We start from the raw sequence: 16,822 nt of genomic DNA, 5'->3' as shown, positions 1-16,822 counted from the left end.
TGTCTCCTCTCTCAGCGCTCGTCGCGCTCGTCGCCGGGACGACGCTGCCAGGGCAGTTGCTCGTTCAGGTCAGCCTGGGCTGGAAAGGCGTCGTTCTGGAAATTGCGTATCTCCTGCTGCTGCAGCGTTTCCATCAGCTTGCCCGACCAGGCCGAGCGCCGCGTCGCGTAAGCGTGGGAAGACTTGGCCAGCGCCGTATTGCCACGCTGCCACGCGTCCTCGTAGACTTTCTCCTTTTCCTGGGCGGGAGAGCCCGCCAGCTTGGCCTGGGCGATCGCCACGTCAGCTGCGGCCCGCCTTACCTCGCGCTTGTTGCGCAGGTTGCTCACACCGAGCACGAAACGTCCCAGCCGGCCCGGCTTGCGCTGTGTGCTCTGCTCCTGCTCCATTTCTTTCTCGTCCAGGGAGCTGATGCTGGAGGCGTCATCTGCAGCCGCGGCGGCCTCGGTCTTGGCCGGTGTGGCGGCGTAGAACTGGTTCACCTTGCGATCCCAAAAACGGGTCTGCGGTGGCTTGACGCCCTCGTGCGAGGCCCGCACCACGTACTCCGGCAAGTCCTCTCCACCGGGAGCAGCGCGCGCATCCTGGCGCCTGCCGGCCGCGGCGATCTGCTGCTCCACCGTTTGCTGGTAGGCCGCATTGAGCGCCACGTTGCCGCGCAAGGAGGCCTGCAGCATCTCGCGCTTCTCGCCCGCGCGCGCAGCCCTGACATCCATGCGCGCACGGCTGCCCTGGTCGAGGATGCGGCTGCCGGCCAGTTGCCCGGCCACGCCGCCCTTGATCGACAGCGCCGCACCCTGGATGCCGACCAAGGCGTGCTGCATGGCGCTGCGCGTCCGATTGGAAATGCCGCTCGATCCGCGGTCATATCCCGCACTGACCTGGTTGGCGACCATCGCGGCCAGGCGCGGCGGTCCCTCCGAATGGATCTTGATGCGATGGCCATCACCGGTGGCGCTGAGGTAACGGCTGCTCACGCGCTCATGTTCGACCGCGCGCAGTCCCTCCAGAGGCTGGTATTGGAGCGACGCAAGACGTGCCTGCAGCAAATCCTGGGCCGCCTTCGTTTCGTCCTCGAGAGCCTGATGCACCGCTGCCTCGCCGATGGCGCGTTTGTCCGTATGGCGTACGTCCTTGTGCTCGCGGCGCTCGACCGAGGCCTGCAGGCGCTGCCTCTTGTCGCCACCCTCGCCTTTGGCGCGCAGGTCATCGATCTTGTTGCGTGCGCTGGCCAGTCGATTGCGGTTCCACGACTGCCGGATCGACAGATCGAAGTCGCGCACGGCATTGGTGAAGCCTGCCAGGCGCGGCATGTCCATGCGCGCGAACTTGTTGGTGATCTTGTTGTTGAGGCTGGGCTGGTACGTCGCCCGCAAGGCGGTCGCCGTCTTGGTGGTATCGTCGACGTGATGGAAATAGCCCGCCGTGATATTCGCTTTATCGTTGATTGGACCCATGACGGCTCCTCGGTGGATGGAAGGTAGGACAATGACGGCCAAGCGCCTGGCTCAGTCGCCCAGGAAATGGTCGGTGCGCCAGTCGCGCGCCTGCTCGGCCAGGTTCAGGAAGATGTTCATCAGTTCCGGCGCGCGCACTTCATTGAGGCGGCACTGGTAGCCGAAGACCACGCGCTGGTCCGGGCCCAGCATGAAGGCGGGCGAGTTGGCGGCATAGATCAGCATATTGGCCTCCAGCAGCGCCTGGTACGCCTCCAGCCGTCGCGCTGGCGGCGGCTCTCCGAAGTCGCAGTAGACGATCAGGTGATCGGGGGACAGCTCTTCATCGTATTGCACGAAGAAATCGACGCCATCGACTGCGATGGCATTGCCCTGCACCATCAGCTCTGGTTGATCGACGTGGGCGAGCTCGCAGAAATCATTGGTCAGTTCGATAAAGCGGCTTCTGGACATGGGGTTCCCCTTGTTGTGGAATAACCCATGGGTGCCTCGGACCGGCATCGCGGTTCCTGCCGGTGAACATCATTGAGCTTCAGCGGGGGCAAAAAAAACGACCTCTTGCGAGGTCGTCGATGCCTGAACGTCTGTGCAGGCCTGTGTCCGATGAAAACGGGATCAGCGTTTGGCGCTGTTGAGCATCTCGTGCAATTCCAGCCGGTTGTAGGCCACCCGCAAGGCATCGCGCGCCGAGACGCTCTTCTTGTGCACCAGTTGCAGCAGCACTTCATTGAGGCTGCGCGACATGTTGTCTTCCTTGCGCTTCATGAAATCGCCGATCAGATGCAGCTTGGCCGGGTCACTGATGAAGGCGGCGATCTGCTGGTTGTTGTTGAAGACCATCTCGCTGGCCATCACATGGTGTTCGCCATCCTCGGAAGGCAACAGGCTCTGGAAGATCACGCCCACCAGGCTTTCGGCCAGCGTGGCGGCGCGCTGGGCGCGCTGCTCCTGGGGAAAGAAGCCCAGCAGTTTGGTGATCGCGCGCACGGCGCTGCTGGTGTGCAGCGTGGCCAGCACCAGGTGGCCTGACTCGCCGGCGTGCAAGACCGTGTCGGCCGTGTCGAAATCGCGGATCTCGCCCACCATCAGCACATCCGGCTTCTGCCTGAGCGCCTCGCGCAAGCCTGAAGAAAAGCTCTCGGTATCGGTCGGCACTTCCTTTTGCGAAATCATCGACTGCTTGCGCTGCAATTCGTATTCGATAGGCTCTTCGATGGTGATGATGTGGCCGCGGCGGGAGGCGTTGATATAGTCGAGCATCGACGCGATCGTCGTGGTCTTGCCCGCGCCCGTCGGACCCGTGACGAGGATGATGCCCTTGGTGGCTTCCAGCACCGTCTTGACATAGCTGGGCAGGCCCGTGCGTTCCAGCGCCAGCGGTTCCAGCGGAAAGCGGCGGATCGACACCGCCACCTTGCTGCCGCGCGCCATGCGATAGATATTGCAGCGTAGCCGCCATTCGCCCAACACATAGGGACAATCGAGCGCGCCGTCGATGATCTTGTCTTCCCAGTCTTCGTCGATGGCCGACAGCAGGGGCGCGAGCTGCTCGATCACCACCGGCATGTCGTGCACCGGCTGCCACCCGCGCGGCGTCTTCAGCATGAGCGGCTGATCCTGCTCGATATGGATATCGGAAAACGTCTGGGAAGAATTGACAAGCGCCAGCAGTTCTCTTTGCAGGTCCCGGGCGAGGAAAAGATCATTTGACATTCAGCCACCTGATTTGTTAGCACTTTTTGTCTTGATTGACGGCGTTTGGCGAGACGCCAGCGAATGAGTCTACTATACCTGCTTGGCGCGTCGCAAATGTTCAAGAATCTTCAACACGCTGGCGTCCACTGCCTCTGCCACGGGCGTTTGAGGCCGTATGGCGTTGAGCAAAAAATGCCGCGGCGAGCTAAAAATCAATGTTTTTCATGACCTTGCTGTCACAGATCATCACTGCGCCTGCGCCATCACCTCTTGCGGGATGTTCTTGTAGACCTTCTGTGCGTACTTCACGCGCAGCTTGGGATTGCGCGCATTGTAGGCGCCCACCGCGTCCCAGGTCAGGCCCATGCGTTGCATGTTCTGGGCCAGGATCCAGGCGCCCACCTGCAGGTTCACGCAGGGGTCGCGCAGGTTCTCTTCGGTCACGCCATACTTGCGCAGCGTGGGCAGCCAGCTGCTGTTGATCTGCATCATGCCGATGTCGTAGCTGCCGTTCTTGTTCTTGTTCATGGCCTTGGGGTTGAGGTTCGATTCCGTCTTGGCGATGGCGTACAGCAGGTGCACATTGACGCCATACCAGGAGGCGGTCTCGTTCCAGCAGGCCAGCGCCAGCGTCGGAGCGTAGCTCAGCGCGGCCAGCATGAGCGCCACGGCTTGCCACAGGAGGCGCTTGCGCCAGCTCGCTCGTTCAGGATGTTCAGGGTATTCAGGGTGTATAGGTTCCATTTGCGTATCTCATCGTTTTGTCGGCGCCGCAGATCAGCGGCACATAATTGGCATCCATGACCACCGTTCCTACCGGGAACGTGATGTGGTTCGTGCCTTCCCAGGGGTCCCACTCCGAGTAGTGACAAGGCGCGCCGGCAACGAAATAGTTGATGCCTACCGAGAACGCCGGGCTGGACGCCCAGCGGTTCACCTGCAGCCCTTCGGTCACCACGTTGTGAGCGGCGTACAGATCGACTGTATTGACGGCATGTGCGGCGTTGACGTCATAGTCGGCCGAGACGGACCCACCTGTACTAATGTCTTGATCGGCATGGATGGTTCCATTGGCCACGATATTCTGCGTGGTGCGCACGTTGCGGGCCGTCATCGTGGCGGGCACGTTGAGGTCGCCGTTCTGGTCCACCGCCAGGGCGACCCAGCCGCTGCCGTTGTAAGTGAAGGCGCGCGACAGCCCGGTCACCATGCGCACGTCGCCCACGCTATTGCCCGCAGCGGGCAGGCTGGCATAGCTGGCCACGGGATTCTTCCACTGCGTGGGCGAGGTCCAGACGCCGGCCGCGCCGCACACCGCCAGGCCGCGCGTGGCGCTATCGATGGCCATGCCGGCCTCGGCCACACCGGCGCTGTTCAGGCAAGACGAGCCAAGCGCCACCAGCGCGTTGCTGGCCATGCGGATCGGGGTATTCATCCGGTTCAGCTCGGGACGTCCCGGCACCGCGTTGCGATAGAGGAAGTCGGCCGCGACCTGTCCCGGTCCGTCATAGAAGAGGTTGGAGGCCAGATGGCCGCCATCGGCGCTGCCGCCGCTCAGGTTGTTGCCTCCCGCGCAGGTGGTGCTGCGATAGAACGCCGTGCTGTTGCTCCAGTTGCTGCCACGGGCGTTGCCGGGGTCGGCGGTGCTGATGTAGCCGCCGCCCGGCCCGGCATTGGCGGCGATCATGGCAATCGCCTTGGACGGGATGGGCGTGCCGCCGCTGGTGACGACCAGGGCGTCGAACTGCCCGGGCGCCCCGGCCGGGTCCGGCTGGCGGATCAGCAGGCAAGGCGTCTGCCCATAGACGTTCTTGGTCAGCGTGCCAGTGGCCAGGAACTTGCCGGCGATGAGCTGCGGCACCCCCACCGCCATCAGCGACGAAGCGGCCGGCAGCGCGCTCTGCAGACTGGCGCTGTTGGCGGCGATGTACTTCTGCGCGGCCGCCACGATCTGCGACTGGTGATAGGCCGCCTGCTGCCCTTTCACATCTTCCAGGGACGTATCCATCACGCTCGACAAGCCCATCACCAGGGCCGCGCCGACGGCCAGCGCGCCGAGCACTTCAATCATGGCGATACCGCGCTGGCGGTGCGCCGGGGGAGGCAATCTGCTGGGTATCTTGTTCATTTCGTCATTGCGAGCCAGACCGGCGCGCCATTGGGAATCGACAGGGAAGAAAGCGCCGTCACCGGGATGTGGGTCTCGCCATACACCGGTGACTGCAAGGTGGCGTGGGCGCTGTCATAGACGCCCAGCAATACCGAATTGCGCGCCAGCCTGGCCAGTTCGGCCGCCAGGTTGCGCGGCGGCAGGCTGGTGGCGTAGACATAGATGACGCCGTCGGCGTCGCGGTAGTTGGTCCAGGACAGCGCCCCGCTCTGCTGGTACAGCCTGCTCCAGGATGGCAGGTAGGCGCCGCTCTTGAGGCTGGCGGTCGACACGCTGGTATTGACCACGTCATGGTCGCTGAAATAATCGATCACGGCGTTACGGTAGATGCCCACCTCTGCCGCATCGGCCGAGGCCAGCTCCTGATGGGCCTGATCGACCGCCTGGAGATTGCGGGTGGTGTACACCCCTGCGGCCGCGATCATCACGGCCAGCACTACGGCATTCCACATGCACGACTCCCTGGCGATGCGCGCCGCCGGCGCCATGTCCGGCGGCAAGGTTGGAACACGGGCGTTGCTGACTGGACGTCAGGCCAGCGCTCAGCTGGAGGTATAGACCACCGAGTTGTCCGCCGCCGTGCATAGGCCGGTGGCCTGGGAGGCCGTCACCGGGAACGTCTGGACGGCAGTGCCGCCATTGGCGTTGACCGAGGTCCAGCCGTTGGCGCCGGAGAGCATGCTCACGCAGACATCCTTGGGCACCTGCGGATAGGTGATGGTGAACCCGGTGCCGCTGCCCGCCACGGCCACCGTCCCGCCCCAGCTATTCTTGAGCGCGCCGCCATCGATGGCCAGCGTGCCGGGCACGGCCTTGGCGGCGATCAAGGTATCGACCACCGCCGTGGTGGGATAGGTCTGTCCCATGTAGAGCTTGCGCACCGCCGTGCGCAGGCCGATCACCTCTTCGTTGGCCTGGTTCGATTTGGCGCTGCTGAAGGCCCCGGTCAGCAGTGAGATGGCGCCCATGACCACGATGGCCGCGATCCCCAGGTAGGCAATGCCCTCCAGCAGCGAGGCGCCTTGCTGGCGTTGCAGCGGACTATCGGAACGGATGGCTGGCCGATGGCTGTCTTTTACTTTTTCGTCTTGCATGATGAACCCCTATCAAAGTTGAGTGCCAAGTAGAACTCGTTGAAAAAACCTCGCTTGCGTGGACGTGCCGACGGCTAGTGCGCACGGGCCAGCGCCGCGATTTCCTGCTGGATGCCAAAGAATCCGATCACCAGCCAGCCGATGACCATGGCCATGGTCACCACCGCGAAACCATTGACCACCTTCATGCGCAGGGAAATCATTTCCACCCCCTGCTCCATCCATTCGTCGGCCAGCAGTTTCAGGGCTTCGGCGAAGCCTTTGTATTCGGCATAGACGCACAGGTCGTCGATGACCTCCCGTGACGGGAATCCGTAACCAGTGTTGCGCAAGGCTTCACCGCAATTCAAACCGGATCGCACGCCCAGGAGCGCGCCATCGAGCCGTTCGCGCAGCCACGGCTGGGCCACGCCCGACAAGCGCATGAGCGCCTTCTCGACCGTGACGCCGGCGCTTTGCAGGGCCGAGAACGCCATCAGGAAACCGCTGCCCACCATCAGCCGATAGATCGAATAGGGCGGCGTGCGATCGACCCAGATCCGCAGGTTGCCGCGCCAGCGCGGCATCGATACGATCAGCAGCACGATCAGCAGGGCCAGCGCTACCAGCGTGTAGCCCATCCACTGCTGCACCCAGAGCGACATCAGGTACAGCGAGCGCGCCGCGCCATGCCATTTGGCCGGGTCCATCATCAGGGTGAACTGCGGGATCACCTTGACCCCGAACAGATAGACGTAGGACAGCACCAGCGCCAGGATCGCCAGCGGATAGGCCATGCCGCCCACGATCACCGAATGGATCTTCTTGCGCGCCTGCACCACGTTGACCACCGCCACCAGGGTGCCTTCGAGCTTGCCGGACTGCTCCCCGGCCATCAGGATCATCTGCTCGGCGCGCGGCGCCCAGCCTTCCAGCGCCTCCGAGAGCAGCCGACCGTTCTGTACGCTGCGGCGGCAATCATCGAGAATGATCGCCAGCGGTTCCTTGGGTTTCTTGCCATAGTGCGACTCGCGGTCGCGCAGCTCTTCGAGCACCTTCAGCAGCGGCAGGCCATTGCTGAGCATCTTGGACATCTTGCGGTACAGGCGCAGCCGCGCCGTATCGGTGAACTGGGCCTTGGCCCACCAGCGGTTCAGATCAGGTAGCACTGCGCCCCTCCACCACGGTTAGAAACGGCGCCACCGGCGCGCGTTCGTAGATCAGATGGCCCACCACCTTCTCGGCCATGCGCGGATCGATCTCGCCGCAGGCCACCTTGTCGATGGCATGCGCCAGCATCGTCTGGCCGCCCAGCTCGTCGATCCAGTATTGCAGCGCCTCGCTCTTCTCCCCCTGGCGCACCAGGCGGAAGAAGTGGTCGTCGGGAATGATGATTTCCGCCACCACGGTGCGTCCGACGGTGCCCTGCCCGGCGCAGTGCTCGCAGCCCGGTCCGGTCACGCATACGCCGTCCAGGCTGGGCGAGACCGCCTGGCGCACTCGCGCCAGCACGGCCGCAGGCAGCACCTCCGGACGCGCGGCCAGAGGCTGGCGGCAGCACGGGCACAGCTTCTTGACCAGCCGCTGGCTGATCAGGCCGGTCACCACCGCATGGTCGGCTACCAGACTGGCGGGTAGGCCCAGATCCAGCAGCCGGTCGATGATCGCCAGGGCGCTGTTGGCATGGACCGTGGTCCAGACCTGGTGCCCCGTCATCGAAGCCCGCAGCGCATTCTGGGCCGTGGCCCGGTCACGCACTTCGCCGATCATGATGGTGTCAGGATCGAGCCGCATGGCGTTGGAAATGGCGGCGGCAAAGGCGCGCGAGCGCTCTTCCTCGCTGCCGGCATTGGTCACCGCGGTCTGTACCGCGCCGTCGATCGGGTATTCCACCGGATCTTCGATGGTCAAGACATGCAACTTGCCTTCGGCCTCGATGATCTCGCCCGTGAGCACGCGCTGCAGCGTGGTCGACTTGCCCGAACCGGTCGGGCCGCTGATGATGTTCATGCCCACCGGCTGTTCCTTGAGCTTCTGCAAGGCGCTCGCATGGGCCTCCGAGAAGCCGAGTGGACGCAGGTCGATGTTGTCGCCCGCATCGTTGTACAGCAGGCGCAGCACCATCACCGAACCTTCGCTGGTGGGCACCGTGGCGATGCGTACCCCATACAAGGCCGGCGGCAGCTTGTCGCGATCCGCGATGGCGGCGTCCTGGCGCTCGGTCGGCTTGTACGAACTGTCCGAGACCGAGGTCATGGCGCCATACAGCGTGGCCAGCAGGCGCTCGCCGTATTCACGCGTCTGGCCGCCCACCTGCACCAGGTCGTTATGGATGCGGAAATAGATTTCCGTACAGTTCTTGCGCACCCGCAGGTGGATGTCGGACGCACGCGAGCGACAGGCCTTGTTGAGCAGGTCCTTGGCCGTGACCTGCATCATGGTGTGCTCCTGATGGCGCTCTTCCGGCTGGGGCCCGCCGATACGCGTGCTGATGCGGTTCATCCGGTAGATCACCGCGATGTCACCCGGCACCAGCTGGTAGGGCTGCCCCAGGCGCTCCAGCCGGCCGATGTAGGATTGCACATGCGGATTGAGCTCCTGGCCGGCCACCACCAGCAAGCGGCCATCGGCCAGCAGGCACAGCAGCTTGCGTTCTTCCTGGCCGGCTTCGAGCATGCCGGAGTGGCTCAGGATCTGGGCGCCGTCGAATCCCGGAACGATTTCAATGGCGCCGCCGGCAGACGAGAACGCCTGTTCACGGCGGCGTGGCAGACGCAATTTCATCTTGCCGCTCCCCGTAGCGCTGCCCCCGCCATCCCCGCAGGCGGGAAGCTGGGGTTGAAGCTGCTGGAAGGCGGCGCGTAGCCCGACAGTCGCAGGCGCCGGCCATTGGACTGCGCCAGCACTTCGCGCTGGCCGATGGAGACGATCTTCATGCCGCCCGGCAGGGTATCGCCCTGTTGCACATCGATGACGCTGCCATCGCTCATCTGCAGGGTCGCATACATGCGCCCACCGATGCCCTCGATGGCCCGCACCACCGGATCACCCACCACCTCGGCCTGGGTCATGGCCGCCGTCAGGCTCTGCTTGGCGGCGATCTCGTTCTGCCTGCCGACGATGCTGGCCTGGATCTCCAGCTGCTTTTCGCGCGCCTTGAGGACCATGGTCTCGGCCTCGATCCGGGTCAGGCTTTCCGATGTCGTCTCGGCGGCGCAAGCGCTCGCCCAACCAGTGGCCAGCGCAGCCATGGCCACGGTGACCATGGCGTTGAAATGCTTACTTTGCATAGATCGTTCCCTCCATGATCCATTCGGATCCTTGATAAAGCACTTTGTCGACCCGCACCCCGGGACGGTTGAGAATGCCGGCGATCTCCTGCGGCTCCATGCCGGCGGCGTTGAGCTTGAACAGATAGCTGCGCCAGTTCGGCTGCCACTGCTGCTCACCGTTCTGCAACTGCAGCGCGGGCGCCGCCACGACCTTCATGGGTACCCCCATCATCTGCAGGCGCGAGAGCACCTGCTCCATGGCCTGGCGCTGGTCTTGCAGCTCTTCGTTCTGCGGGTTGCCCAGCTTGAGCGCACGCACATAGCTGGCGTGTTCGCCGGAAGCGTCGACCTGGGCCTCGGGCAGCTGCTCGCGCAGCATCGCAATGGAAGAGCTCCCGCGCCTCCACAGGTAGGTCTGCTGGTCCTGGGTGCAGGAGTAGGAATCCAGCAACCAGCCGCCCGCGGTCGGATGCACGAACTGCTTCTGGCAGGCGCGCACCAGCATGGCCGGCGCTACCCGCTTGGACCAGGGCCGCGCCGCCGCCGAGGCTTCGCGCAGAATGCGTTCGCGCGCCTGCTGCATGGCGATCTCGCGTTCGCGCTCTTGCTGCTTCTGCTGGTAGAGCCGCCATCCCCATGCGCCGGCCAGCGACAGGGCCGCCAGTGCAGCCACGCCAGCGGCCATGGGCAGCCATGAAGGACGACCGCCGATCTGGCGCAGGCCCCACCATTTGTGGATGCGCAGGCTGCCATCCGCGCGCTGCGGAATGAAGCTGCGGATGTCGCGCGGCTGGAAGTTATGGAACCCGAAGGACTTGAGCTCTTCCTCGCCCAACACCACGTTCCAGCCACCGAGTGCGTAATCGTTGTGCAGGCGATCGAGCACCTCTTCCTTGCTGCCCACGAAGTCACCGTTGGGCAGGAAGTTGGCGTCGCGCACGGCGAAGTAGATCCAGTTGCCCTCCGGCAGCTTGAACGCCCCGAGCCAGTTGTGGACCGGTTGCTGTTCGCCGTCATAGAACGCGCCCTCGATGGCCAGCGTCTTCGATACCACCGCTGCCAGCGAATACATGCCGCGCCGAATCCCTTCCCGCGACTGCGCAAAACCGGCTTGGGCAGTGGTGTGATCCATGCGGATCACCATCAGGTCGGAGTCGATCTTGCGACCCAGGTCGGCCGCCTCGCGGTTCAGTTCGCGCGGCTTGGACAGGGACTGCCAGAACAAGCCGCCGACGAACTTGTGCTTGTCCAGTGTGATGACGATGCTGGCCATGACAACCCTTTACGAGGCAGAGCCCATGGCCACCGGGGTGATCAGCACCACGATCACTTCCTTGTTGGTGGCGGCCGAGACGCCTCCGCCCAGCAGCAGGTTCTTCGGATCCCCCACGCCGCTGCGGCCGAGGTTTTCATCGGTCTGTTCAAAACCGCTGATGATGAGCGTCTCGTTGGACTTCATCGCCACCCGCTGCAGGAAGTTGCGCGTATCCAGTTCGGGCGATTCGATCAGCGCCGTGGCCCTGCCGGAGGAATCGGTGCTGGCCGTGATCTGGCGGATGCGGCGCAGCGTCGAGATATCGGTAGAGAACTGCAGCATCACCGTGCCGTTGGTCAGCATGTGCGGCAGGATGCTCATGTTGAAGCCAGCCGTCACCACGCCTGGTGTCAACGAGGTGGTCGTCCCGACCTGCGCCACCAGCGAGCTTTGCAGCGATTGCAGGTAGGTGGTCTGGCGTGCCACCTGCACCGGCACCGGCTGGTTGTTCAGCGTGACCACCGAAGCGGTGGTCTGGCGCCTCACCTTGCCCTGCTGGGATAGCGCCTGAATCACCGCCTGGCTGCCGGAAAAGCCCGAGGTTCCACTGCTGGGAATACCCGCCGTGAACGACACCAGGCCGGTGCTCAATGCCCCCTCATAGGCGTTGGCGATGCCGAAAGTGCTGTTGAGGCTTCTGTACACCGCATTCCAGTTGATGCCGTACTGGTCATCGTCGCTCAAGGTGACCGACAGCACCGTGACGTTGATGGCGATCTGGCGCGACAGTGACTTGTTCTCGCCGTCGATGTAGGTGGCGATGCGATCCAGCGAATCAGGGGTATCCACCACCGTGATCGAGCCGGTGGCAGGCGAGGCCAGCACCTTGCCATAGGGCGAGAGCATCACCTTGATGGCCGACTCGATGCCGGTATAGACCGAGAGCTTGGAGGCGACGGCGGTATTCTGCGTGTTGTTGGCATTGACGCCGCCACCGCCGCTGCCGGCGCCACCACTGCCCCCACCACTGCCACCGCCGCCATTGGTACCAGCCGTTCCTCCGGTCGACGTGGCGCCGCTGGTCACGGTGGCCGAGAAGGTGGAGTCGCCCGGAATCGCACTGATCTGGAAGTTGCGCGATTCGGTATGGAAGAACTGGATCACCCCTTCACTGAACTTCCAGGACACGCCGAAGCGTGCCGCCGCCGTATCGAGCAAGCCCTTGAGCGAACCGCTGTTATAGGCAATGCGCACGCCATTGGGCAGGTCGGTAAAGGTCGGCTGGGTCTGGCCGGTGCTGGCAGCCGGCCCCCGTCCGGGTTGCACCGGGCTGCTCTGTCCCTCGCCCGGCGCGCCCAGGGGCAGCGGCAGCATGGCGACCGGCGCGCCGCCGGCTGGGGCCGGGCCCGCGCCCATCATGCCCGGACGCAGAGGCATGCCGCCGCCGCGCAGACGGAAGGCGGCCGAGGAGACCTCCAACGCATCCGGCGTCACCTTGCTGGGCAGGCCTGAGCGCAAGGTGATGCGTTCGGCCAGTTCGGTCAGCGAATTGATGGTGCGGTCGAAGGTGGTCGGCTCATAGAAGATCGGCGGCAATGAGGGCTGCCCCAGCTTGATGGCGGTCTTGCCCAGCCAGATGCCGGACTCGTGCTTGACCAGCGGGGTGGAGGGCAGCACCGATCCCGGTGCGGTGCGACCGACATCGCGGCTCAGCCGCGTGGCGCGATCGCCTTCCTGGTTGACGTTGCCCTCGATGCGATCGGCCAGCGCACTGCAGCCCGCCATCACCACCACCAGGGGCAAGAGGATCGGCAATTTCATGGATGCCAGGTTCATTACTCGCTCCCTTTGGCAATGATGCGCAAGACCTTGTTACCCTGATAGAACACCGCCTTCATCGGAATCTCGGCGCCTTCCATGCTGCGCGCCACGATAGAGACGGCCTCCTCGAAGGTGCCGCTGACGCGGGTGCGCGCTTCCACCGCGTAGTCCACCGGCAGCTCCCACAGCAATTGCCAGCCGGCTGCGGCGGCCCAGCGGGCCATGGTGGCATTGAGGGTCTTGTCGGAGACGATGATTTCCCAGTCACGCGTGGCGCTAGCGGCAATACCCACGGCCGCTGGCGCAACCGGTAACGGCGTGGCGGCAGGCAGGGCGCTGGCAGCGGTCGATGGCGTATCGGCTGCGGAGGCGGGCGTGTCGGTCACGGTTGCGGCCTGTCCCTTCTTGCGCGCGGCGCTGTCGCGTACTGTCTTCTTGTCGATCTCCGCCTTGGCCAGCATGAAGACGGTATCAACGGCCGCGCCCTGCGTGAGGCAATCATCGGCCGCGCCGGTGTCGCCGGCCAGCAGCTCGAAACGTTGGTCGATTGCGCTGGAGAACGACAGCGCCGAAGCGACATCGGCCGGCGCTGCGATACCGGCGGCGCGGACTTCTCCGGCCGCACCCAGGGCGGCCAGGAACATGAGGGCACAGGCGGCGCCCAAGGGGCCACTGCGATGCTTGCCTGCTGTGATCGTGCGATTCATATGCTTCCCATGAACATCATCGTTAAAAAAAGGCAAACGCCGTCCCCGGCTCCCTGCGGAGTCCTGGTCGCACCGGCGGACGACGGCCGCCAGCGCCATCGATGTCGCCGACCTTCTGGTACGTTCGGTTGCTGCTGATTGGTACTGGCTGGTGCTGGTTGTGCCGATTGATGATTGCTACCGTTGCATCTTTCTCACCGCATCGCCTGTCATTGCGACAGACGAGCTCTACATCGGCGCGGTACGCCTCGCGATGAGCTACTTCCCTGCAGGACTGTTGCTGCGTCCTGTCTGTCAGGCTTGTCGCAGATATTAACGAAAAGCCGGAAAAAATTTCTCAACAAATATGACCGACTGGAACTGGATGACGGACGTCTTTCCTCCGCTCCGGAATCCCTGTCTTGCGATCCGTATGGAGCCCCCTTGCCTTTTTGCTACCTTTGTTGCTGCCCTTGCTACTGGCTTTCTTGCCACCCGGCGCTGCTCTACCAGTCACTGACGCCAGGTGAGATATCCATGAGTGCGGATGCTCACCTGGGCGGTTCCATCATTGAGGAAATATTTTTCTCCCGGCGCACAGCTGCGCTACAGCATGCCCACGCTGCCCGGTCGCGCACACCGGTTGGCGGTCTTGCGCAAGGGCATGCGTACCCCCATCAGCGATCCGCCGGAGGGGGCCGCCGCCGTGGCCGGTTCTTCCGCCCTGGGTGTGGCCGCGCCTACGGGCAAGGGCAGCATCACCGGTGGCGCGCCGCCGGAAGTGGCCGCTCCGGCGGGGGCCGGCAGTGGCAGCGAAGTCTGGTTGGGCGCGGGCACGGGAGCGCTGGGCATGCCAGGCGCATTCGGCGGCAGCGGCGCTGCCGTGCTTGCACCTGCAGCTCCCGCCGAGGCACTGTTAGGACGCGCGGCAGCGGCATTGGAGGCCAGGCGTGTTCCATCGAAGCTGGTAATGCGCGGCGTGATCAGGAACAGACGCTCGCGTGTGCTGTTGGAGCGCGATTCGCTGCGAAACAATCCGCCCACCACCGGCAGGTCGCCCAGCAGCGGCACCTTCTGCTTGTTACGGATGAGCGATTCGGCACGATAGCCGCCAATCATCAGGGTCTGCTGTGCATCGATGATGGCCTGGGTGTTGATGGTGGAGCGGGTCACGCTGGCGGCGATGGTGGACGCACCGGTGCCGCGGGATGAGTTCGATCCACTGTCGTTGTTGCCGTTGTTGAGCGAGCCGTCTTCGATATCGACCTCCAGCCGCACGCGCGTCTGCCCGCCGTCATCGATGATGCGCGGGATCACCCGCAGCATGGTGCCGGCGGTAATGTCCGACATGTCCGCTACCCGCTCCCCGATCAGGGACACGTAGGCGCTCTGGCTCAGGTCCAGCACGGCCGCCACGTTGTCCAGCGTCAGCACGGTGGGCGTGGCCAGCACGCGCGCTTCGCCGTTGGACTCCATGGCCTTCAGGCGCGCATAGAAGCGGGCCGCGTCACTGATGAGCAGGGTCGCGCCCGGCAGCGGCAGGTCGGTGCCGCTGGACTGCGTGGTGGTGCCGTTGACGGTGGTATTGACCACCCCGGCCCGCGCGCCCCATTCCACGCCCATCTCGGCCAGGCGGCTACGGTCGATGTCGACGATCAGCGCTTCGATCTCCACCTGCTGCGGCTTGACGTCGAGCTGGTTGATCAGGGCGGCGTACATGTCGCGCTTGGCGATGTCGTCATAGATCATGATGGCGTTGAGGCTGGAATCGGCTTCGATGCGCGGCGGCTGCTTGCCTTCGGCTTCCTGCGCAGCGCTCGCGCCTGCGCCGGCATTGTCGTTGCCCGCGCCGGCCATGAGCTGATTGCGGCCATTGCCGCCCGGCGGCGAGAACAGCGGCGTAAAGCGTTGGCCCGAGGACTCCGCTGCGGCCTCGTCGCCATCGGCGCGAGCAATGCGCCCGGTGCGCGAGCGCTTGCGGCTGTCGGCGTCGAAGCGGTTGTTGCCGGTCACCTTTTCACCGCCGTGCGCGCCCATCAGCAGATTGGTCAGGATGGTCTTGATGCCGGGAATGGTCTCTGCCTTGCCGCGTGAATTGATGACCCGGTCATTGGCGCTGGCGTACTTCAGGCGAAACAGCATGATCTGCCGTCCGCGCAGCTTTTCCTTCTTGCCGACCGGCATCAGCACCTCGCGCGCCAGGTCCACATAGACCCGCGGACCGCTGACGATCACCACGCCTTCATCGGGAAGCTCACCCCAGCCGAAGCGTTCGTCGAACAGGCCCAGGCCCACCAGCGCCGCCTTGGCGTCCATGACAGCGTCCTCCCCGACCTGCATGCGTGAAGATGTATTGTCGGCCGCCGGGGTCACGTACAAGGTATCGTTGTAGACGAACCAGCGCATCCTGTGGGCACCGGTAAGCCGGTTGAGGAACTCGACGCCATTGTCGGCCTTGAGCCGGCCCTTGACGATCTGGGCGCCGTCAGCGCTCAGGTTCAGGCGCACGCCATAGGTACGGCTGAACTCCTCCAGCACGCCGCGCACCGTCATGCCATTGGCGCTGATGGAAAAGCCGCCGTCCTTCCAGGCCGGCGGCACGGCGGCGTGCAAGGTCGTGCCCCACAACAGCAAGCCTGCCAGCAGCAAGCCCATGCCCCAGGATTTGATGATCTCACGCGCGTTCATGATGTTCCCCCGTTGAGGGCCGCGCGCATGCGCAGCTCGGCCCGGTTTGCCTCTGGCGCTGGCCGCGCCGTGGACGGCTTCATCGCCACGCGGCACAAGGCGGCCTGGTTGAGGATGTCCTCCAACGCCTCGGCCACATCGACCCAGGTCTCGGCCTGCGCCAGCCAGCGATTCAATACCAGCGCCCCGCTATCCTCGGCAATGGCCAGGCCGGCCTCAAAGTCGAGCGCGCACTGGAAGCCGCTGCGCATGGCCTCGGCAATCTGCGCCTGGCTGGGCTCGCGCAGCAGCACCAGCACCAGCTCGGCGCCGTCATCATCGACCAGCAGGCACAGGCTTTCACCGCCGATGTCGATCGGTTCGCCCAATGGCAGCGCTTGCAGCCACTGCTCCATTTCCTGGGAAACCATCGCCTCAGCGGGTTTCGTTGAGGACGGTCTTGAGCGGCTTCTGCATCAGGCCGAACTGGGCCGTCATGGCAGTGCGGGTCACCGACTGCTTGCCGAGCAGATCCATGAATTCGGCGGGATCGGGATGTTCGCCATCGGCCTGGCGGCGATTGAAATCGCTCAGTTGCTCAGCAGTGGTGTCGAAACGTGTGTTGAGCTGGCGCAGGTTCTGCAGGAAGGGATTGGATTGGGCTGACATGCTCTGCTCCTCGGGGGACCGGACCGGCAAGCGGCTTGCGCTCCGGTGCTCCGGTGG

16 protein-coding genes are annotated in these 16,822 nt (G+C 64.5%); all 16 read right to left on the bottom strand.

Annotated features, from left to right (window positions below; all coding sequences use genetic code 11):
• Positions 1-11: 11 nt before the first annotated feature.
• The 16 genes from ACP92_RS04095 to ACP92_RS04020 all read right to left on the bottom strand — a co-directional run bounded on the left by ACP92_RS04095 (position 12) and on the right by ACP92_RS04020 (position 16,765).
• The gene (locus ACP92_RS04095) at positions 12-1,457 is read right to left on the bottom strand and encodes a hypothetical protein (RefSeq protein WP_013232854.1); all 1,446 of its coding nucleotides are present in this window, start codon (positions 1,455-1,457) and stop codon (positions 12-14) included.
• Between the two features lie 51 nt (positions 1,458-1,508).
• The gene (locus ACP92_RS04090) at positions 1,509-1,910 is read right to left on the bottom strand and encodes a CesT family type III secretion system chaperone (protein WP_013232853.1); all 402 of its coding nucleotides are present in this window, start codon (positions 1,908-1,910) and stop codon (positions 1,509-1,511) included.
• Between the two features lie 162 nt (positions 1,911-2,072).
• Positions 2,073-3,170 carry a type IV pilus twitching motility protein PilT gene (locus tag ACP92_RS04085; protein ID WP_013232852.1) on the bottom strand — a complete coding sequence of 366 codons (1,098 nt, stop codon included), beginning with the start codon at positions 3,168-3,170 and terminating at the stop codon, positions 2,073-2,075.
• A 228-nt stretch (positions 3,171-3,398) separates the two neighbouring features.
• A complete protein-coding gene (locus ACP92_RS04080) occupies positions 3,399-3,896 on the bottom strand; it encodes a lytic transglycosylase domain-containing protein (protein WP_013232851.1) in 498 nt (165 codons plus the stop codon).
• Positions 3,877-5,223 (bottom strand): shufflon system plasmid conjugative transfer pilus tip adhesin PilV, encoded by a 1,347-nt coding sequence (gene pilV / locus ACP92_RS04075; protein ID WP_232284900.1) that lies wholly within the window; start codon positions 5,221-5,223, stop codon positions 3,877-3,879. The genes ACP92_RS04080 and pilV overlap by 20 nt, the downstream gene beginning before the upstream one ends.
• Before the next feature lie 53 nt (positions 5,224-5,276).
• Positions 5,277-5,774, bottom strand: a complete 498-nt coding sequence (gene pilM, locus ACP92_RS04070; RefSeq protein ID WP_013232849.1) for a type IV pilus biogenesis protein PilM — start codon at positions 5,772-5,774, stop codon at positions 5,277-5,279.
• 90 nt (positions 5,775-5,864) lie between these two features.
• The gene (locus ACP92_RS04065; RefSeq protein WP_013232848.1) at positions 5,865-6,416 is read right to left on the bottom strand and encodes a type 4 pilus major pilin; all 552 of its coding nucleotides are present in this window, start codon (positions 6,414-6,416) and stop codon (positions 5,865-5,867) included.
• A 74-nt stretch (positions 6,417-6,490) separates the two neighbouring features.
• A complete protein-coding gene (locus ACP92_RS04060; RefSeq protein WP_013232847.1) occupies positions 6,491-7,564 on the bottom strand; it encodes a type II secretion system F family protein in 1,074 nt (357 codons plus the stop codon).
• Positions 7,554-9,179, bottom strand: coding sequence for a GspE/PulE family protein (locus tag ACP92_RS04055; RefSeq protein WP_013232846.1), 1,626 nt, complete (start codon positions 9,177-9,179; stop codon positions 7,554-7,556). The genes ACP92_RS04060 and ACP92_RS04055 overlap by 11 nt, the downstream gene beginning before the upstream one ends.
• Positions 9,176-9,685 (bottom strand): type IV pilus biogenesis protein PilP, encoded by a 510-nt coding sequence (gene pilP / locus ACP92_RS04050; RefSeq protein WP_013232845.1) that lies wholly within the window; start codon positions 9,683-9,685, stop codon positions 9,176-9,178. Before pilP ends, ACP92_RS04055 begins: the two co-directional genes overlap by 4 nt.
• Positions 9,675-10,940: a type 4b pilus protein PilO2 gene (gene pilO2, locus ACP92_RS04045; protein WP_013232844.1), complete on the bottom strand. Its 1,266-nt coding sequence runs from the start codon at positions 10,938-10,940 to the stop codon at positions 9,675-9,677. Before pilO2 ends, pilP begins: the two co-directional genes overlap by 11 nt.
• 9 nt (positions 10,941-10,949) lie before the next feature.
• Positions 10,950-12,758 (bottom strand): PilN family type IVB pilus formation outer membrane protein, encoded by a 1,809-nt coding sequence (gene pilN, locus ACP92_RS04040; protein ID WP_013232843.1) that lies wholly within the window; start codon positions 12,756-12,758, stop codon positions 10,950-10,952.
• Positions 12,758-13,450, bottom strand: coding sequence for a toxin co-regulated pilus biosynthesis Q family protein (locus tag ACP92_RS04035; protein ID WP_013232842.1), 693 nt, complete (start codon positions 13,448-13,450; stop codon positions 12,758-12,760). The genes pilN and ACP92_RS04035 overlap by 1 nt, the downstream gene beginning before the upstream one ends.
• 585 nt (positions 13,451-14,035) lie before the next feature.
• Entirely contained in the window at positions 14,036-16,117 is a 2,082-nt protein-coding gene (gene sctC / locus ACP92_RS04030) for a type III secretion system outer membrane ring subunit SctC (protein WP_013232841.1), read from the bottom strand.
• On the bottom strand, positions 16,114-16,527 hold the full coding sequence (locus tag ACP92_RS04025) for a hypothetical protein (protein WP_013232840.1): 414 nt from the start codon (positions 16,525-16,527) through the stop codon (positions 16,114-16,116). Before ACP92_RS04025 ends, sctC begins: the two co-directional genes overlap by 4 nt.
• Positions 16,528-16,531: 4 nt before the next feature.
• Positions 16,532-16,765: a hypothetical protein gene (locus ACP92_RS04020; protein ID WP_013232839.1), complete on the bottom strand. Its 234-nt coding sequence runs from the start codon at positions 16,763-16,765 to the stop codon at positions 16,532-16,534.
• Positions 16,766-16,822: the final 57 nt, after the last annotated feature.

Source organism: Herbaspirillum seropedicae, assembly GCF_001040945.1.
Taxonomy (GTDB): domain Bacteria; phylum Pseudomonadota; class Gammaproteobacteria; order Burkholderiales; family Burkholderiaceae_D; genus Herbaspirillum; species Herbaspirillum seropedicae.
Note: the sequence above shows the minus strand (reverse complement) of the source record. Positions and strands in the feature narration are given on the sequence as shown.

Bases quoted from the DNA above. Each gene is read 5' to 3' on its own strand.
- pilP (WP_013232845.1), bottom strand. From the start codon at position 9,685: ATGCAAAGTAAGCATTTCAACGCCATGGTCACCGTGGCCATGGCTGCG.
- ACP92_RS04080 (WP_013232851.1), bottom strand. From the start codon at position 3,896: ATGGAACCTATACACCCTGAATACCCTGAACATCCTGAACGAGCGAGC.
- ACP92_RS04020 (WP_013232839.1), bottom strand. From the start codon at position 16,765: ATGTCAGCCCAATCCAATCCCTTCCTGCAGAACCTGCGCCAGCTCAAC.
- ACP92_RS04085 (WP_013232852.1), bottom strand. From the start codon at position 3,170: ATGTCAAATGATCTTTTCCTCGCCCGGGACCTGCAAAGAGAACTGCTG.
- ACP92_RS04035 (WP_013232842.1), bottom strand. From the start codon at position 13,450: ATGAATCGCACGATCACAGCAGGCAAGCATCGCAGTGGCCCCTTGGGC.
- sctC (WP_013232841.1), bottom strand. From the start codon at position 16,117: ATGAACGCGCGTGAGATCATCAAATCCTGGGGCATGGGCTTGCTGCTG.
- ACP92_RS04065 (WP_013232848.1), bottom strand. From the start codon at position 6,416: ATGCAAGACGAAAAAGTAAAAGACAGCCATCGGCCAGCCATCCGTTCC.
- ACP92_RS04095 (WP_013232854.1), bottom strand. From the start codon at position 1,457: ATGGGTCCAATCAACGATAAAGCGAATATCACGGCGGGCTATTTCCAT.
- ACP92_RS04055 (WP_013232846.1), bottom strand. From the start codon at position 9,179: ATGAAATTGCGTCTGCCACGCCGCCGTGAACAGGCGTTCTCGTCTGCC.
- pilN (WP_013232843.1), bottom strand. From the start codon at position 12,758: ATGAACCTGGCATCCATGAAATTGCCGATCCTCTTGCCCCTGGTGGTG.
- ACP92_RS04090 (WP_013232853.1), bottom strand. From the start codon at position 1,910: ATGTCCAGAAGCCGCTTTATCGAACTGACCAATGATTTCTGCGAGCTC.
- pilV (WP_232284900.1), bottom strand. From the start codon at position 5,223: ATGATTGAAGTGCTCGGCGCGCTGGCCGTCGGCGCGGCCCTGGTGATG.
- pilM (WP_013232849.1), bottom strand. From the start codon at position 5,774: ATGTGGAATGCCGTAGTGCTGGCCGTGATGATCGCGGCCGCAGGGGTG.
- ACP92_RS04025 (WP_013232840.1), bottom strand. From the start codon at position 16,527: ATGGTTTCCCAGGAAATGGAGCAGTGGCTGCAAGCGCTGCCATTGGGC.
- pilO2 (WP_013232844.1), bottom strand. From the start codon at position 10,940: ATGGCCAGCATCGTCATCACACTGGACAAGCACAAGTTCGTCGGCGGC.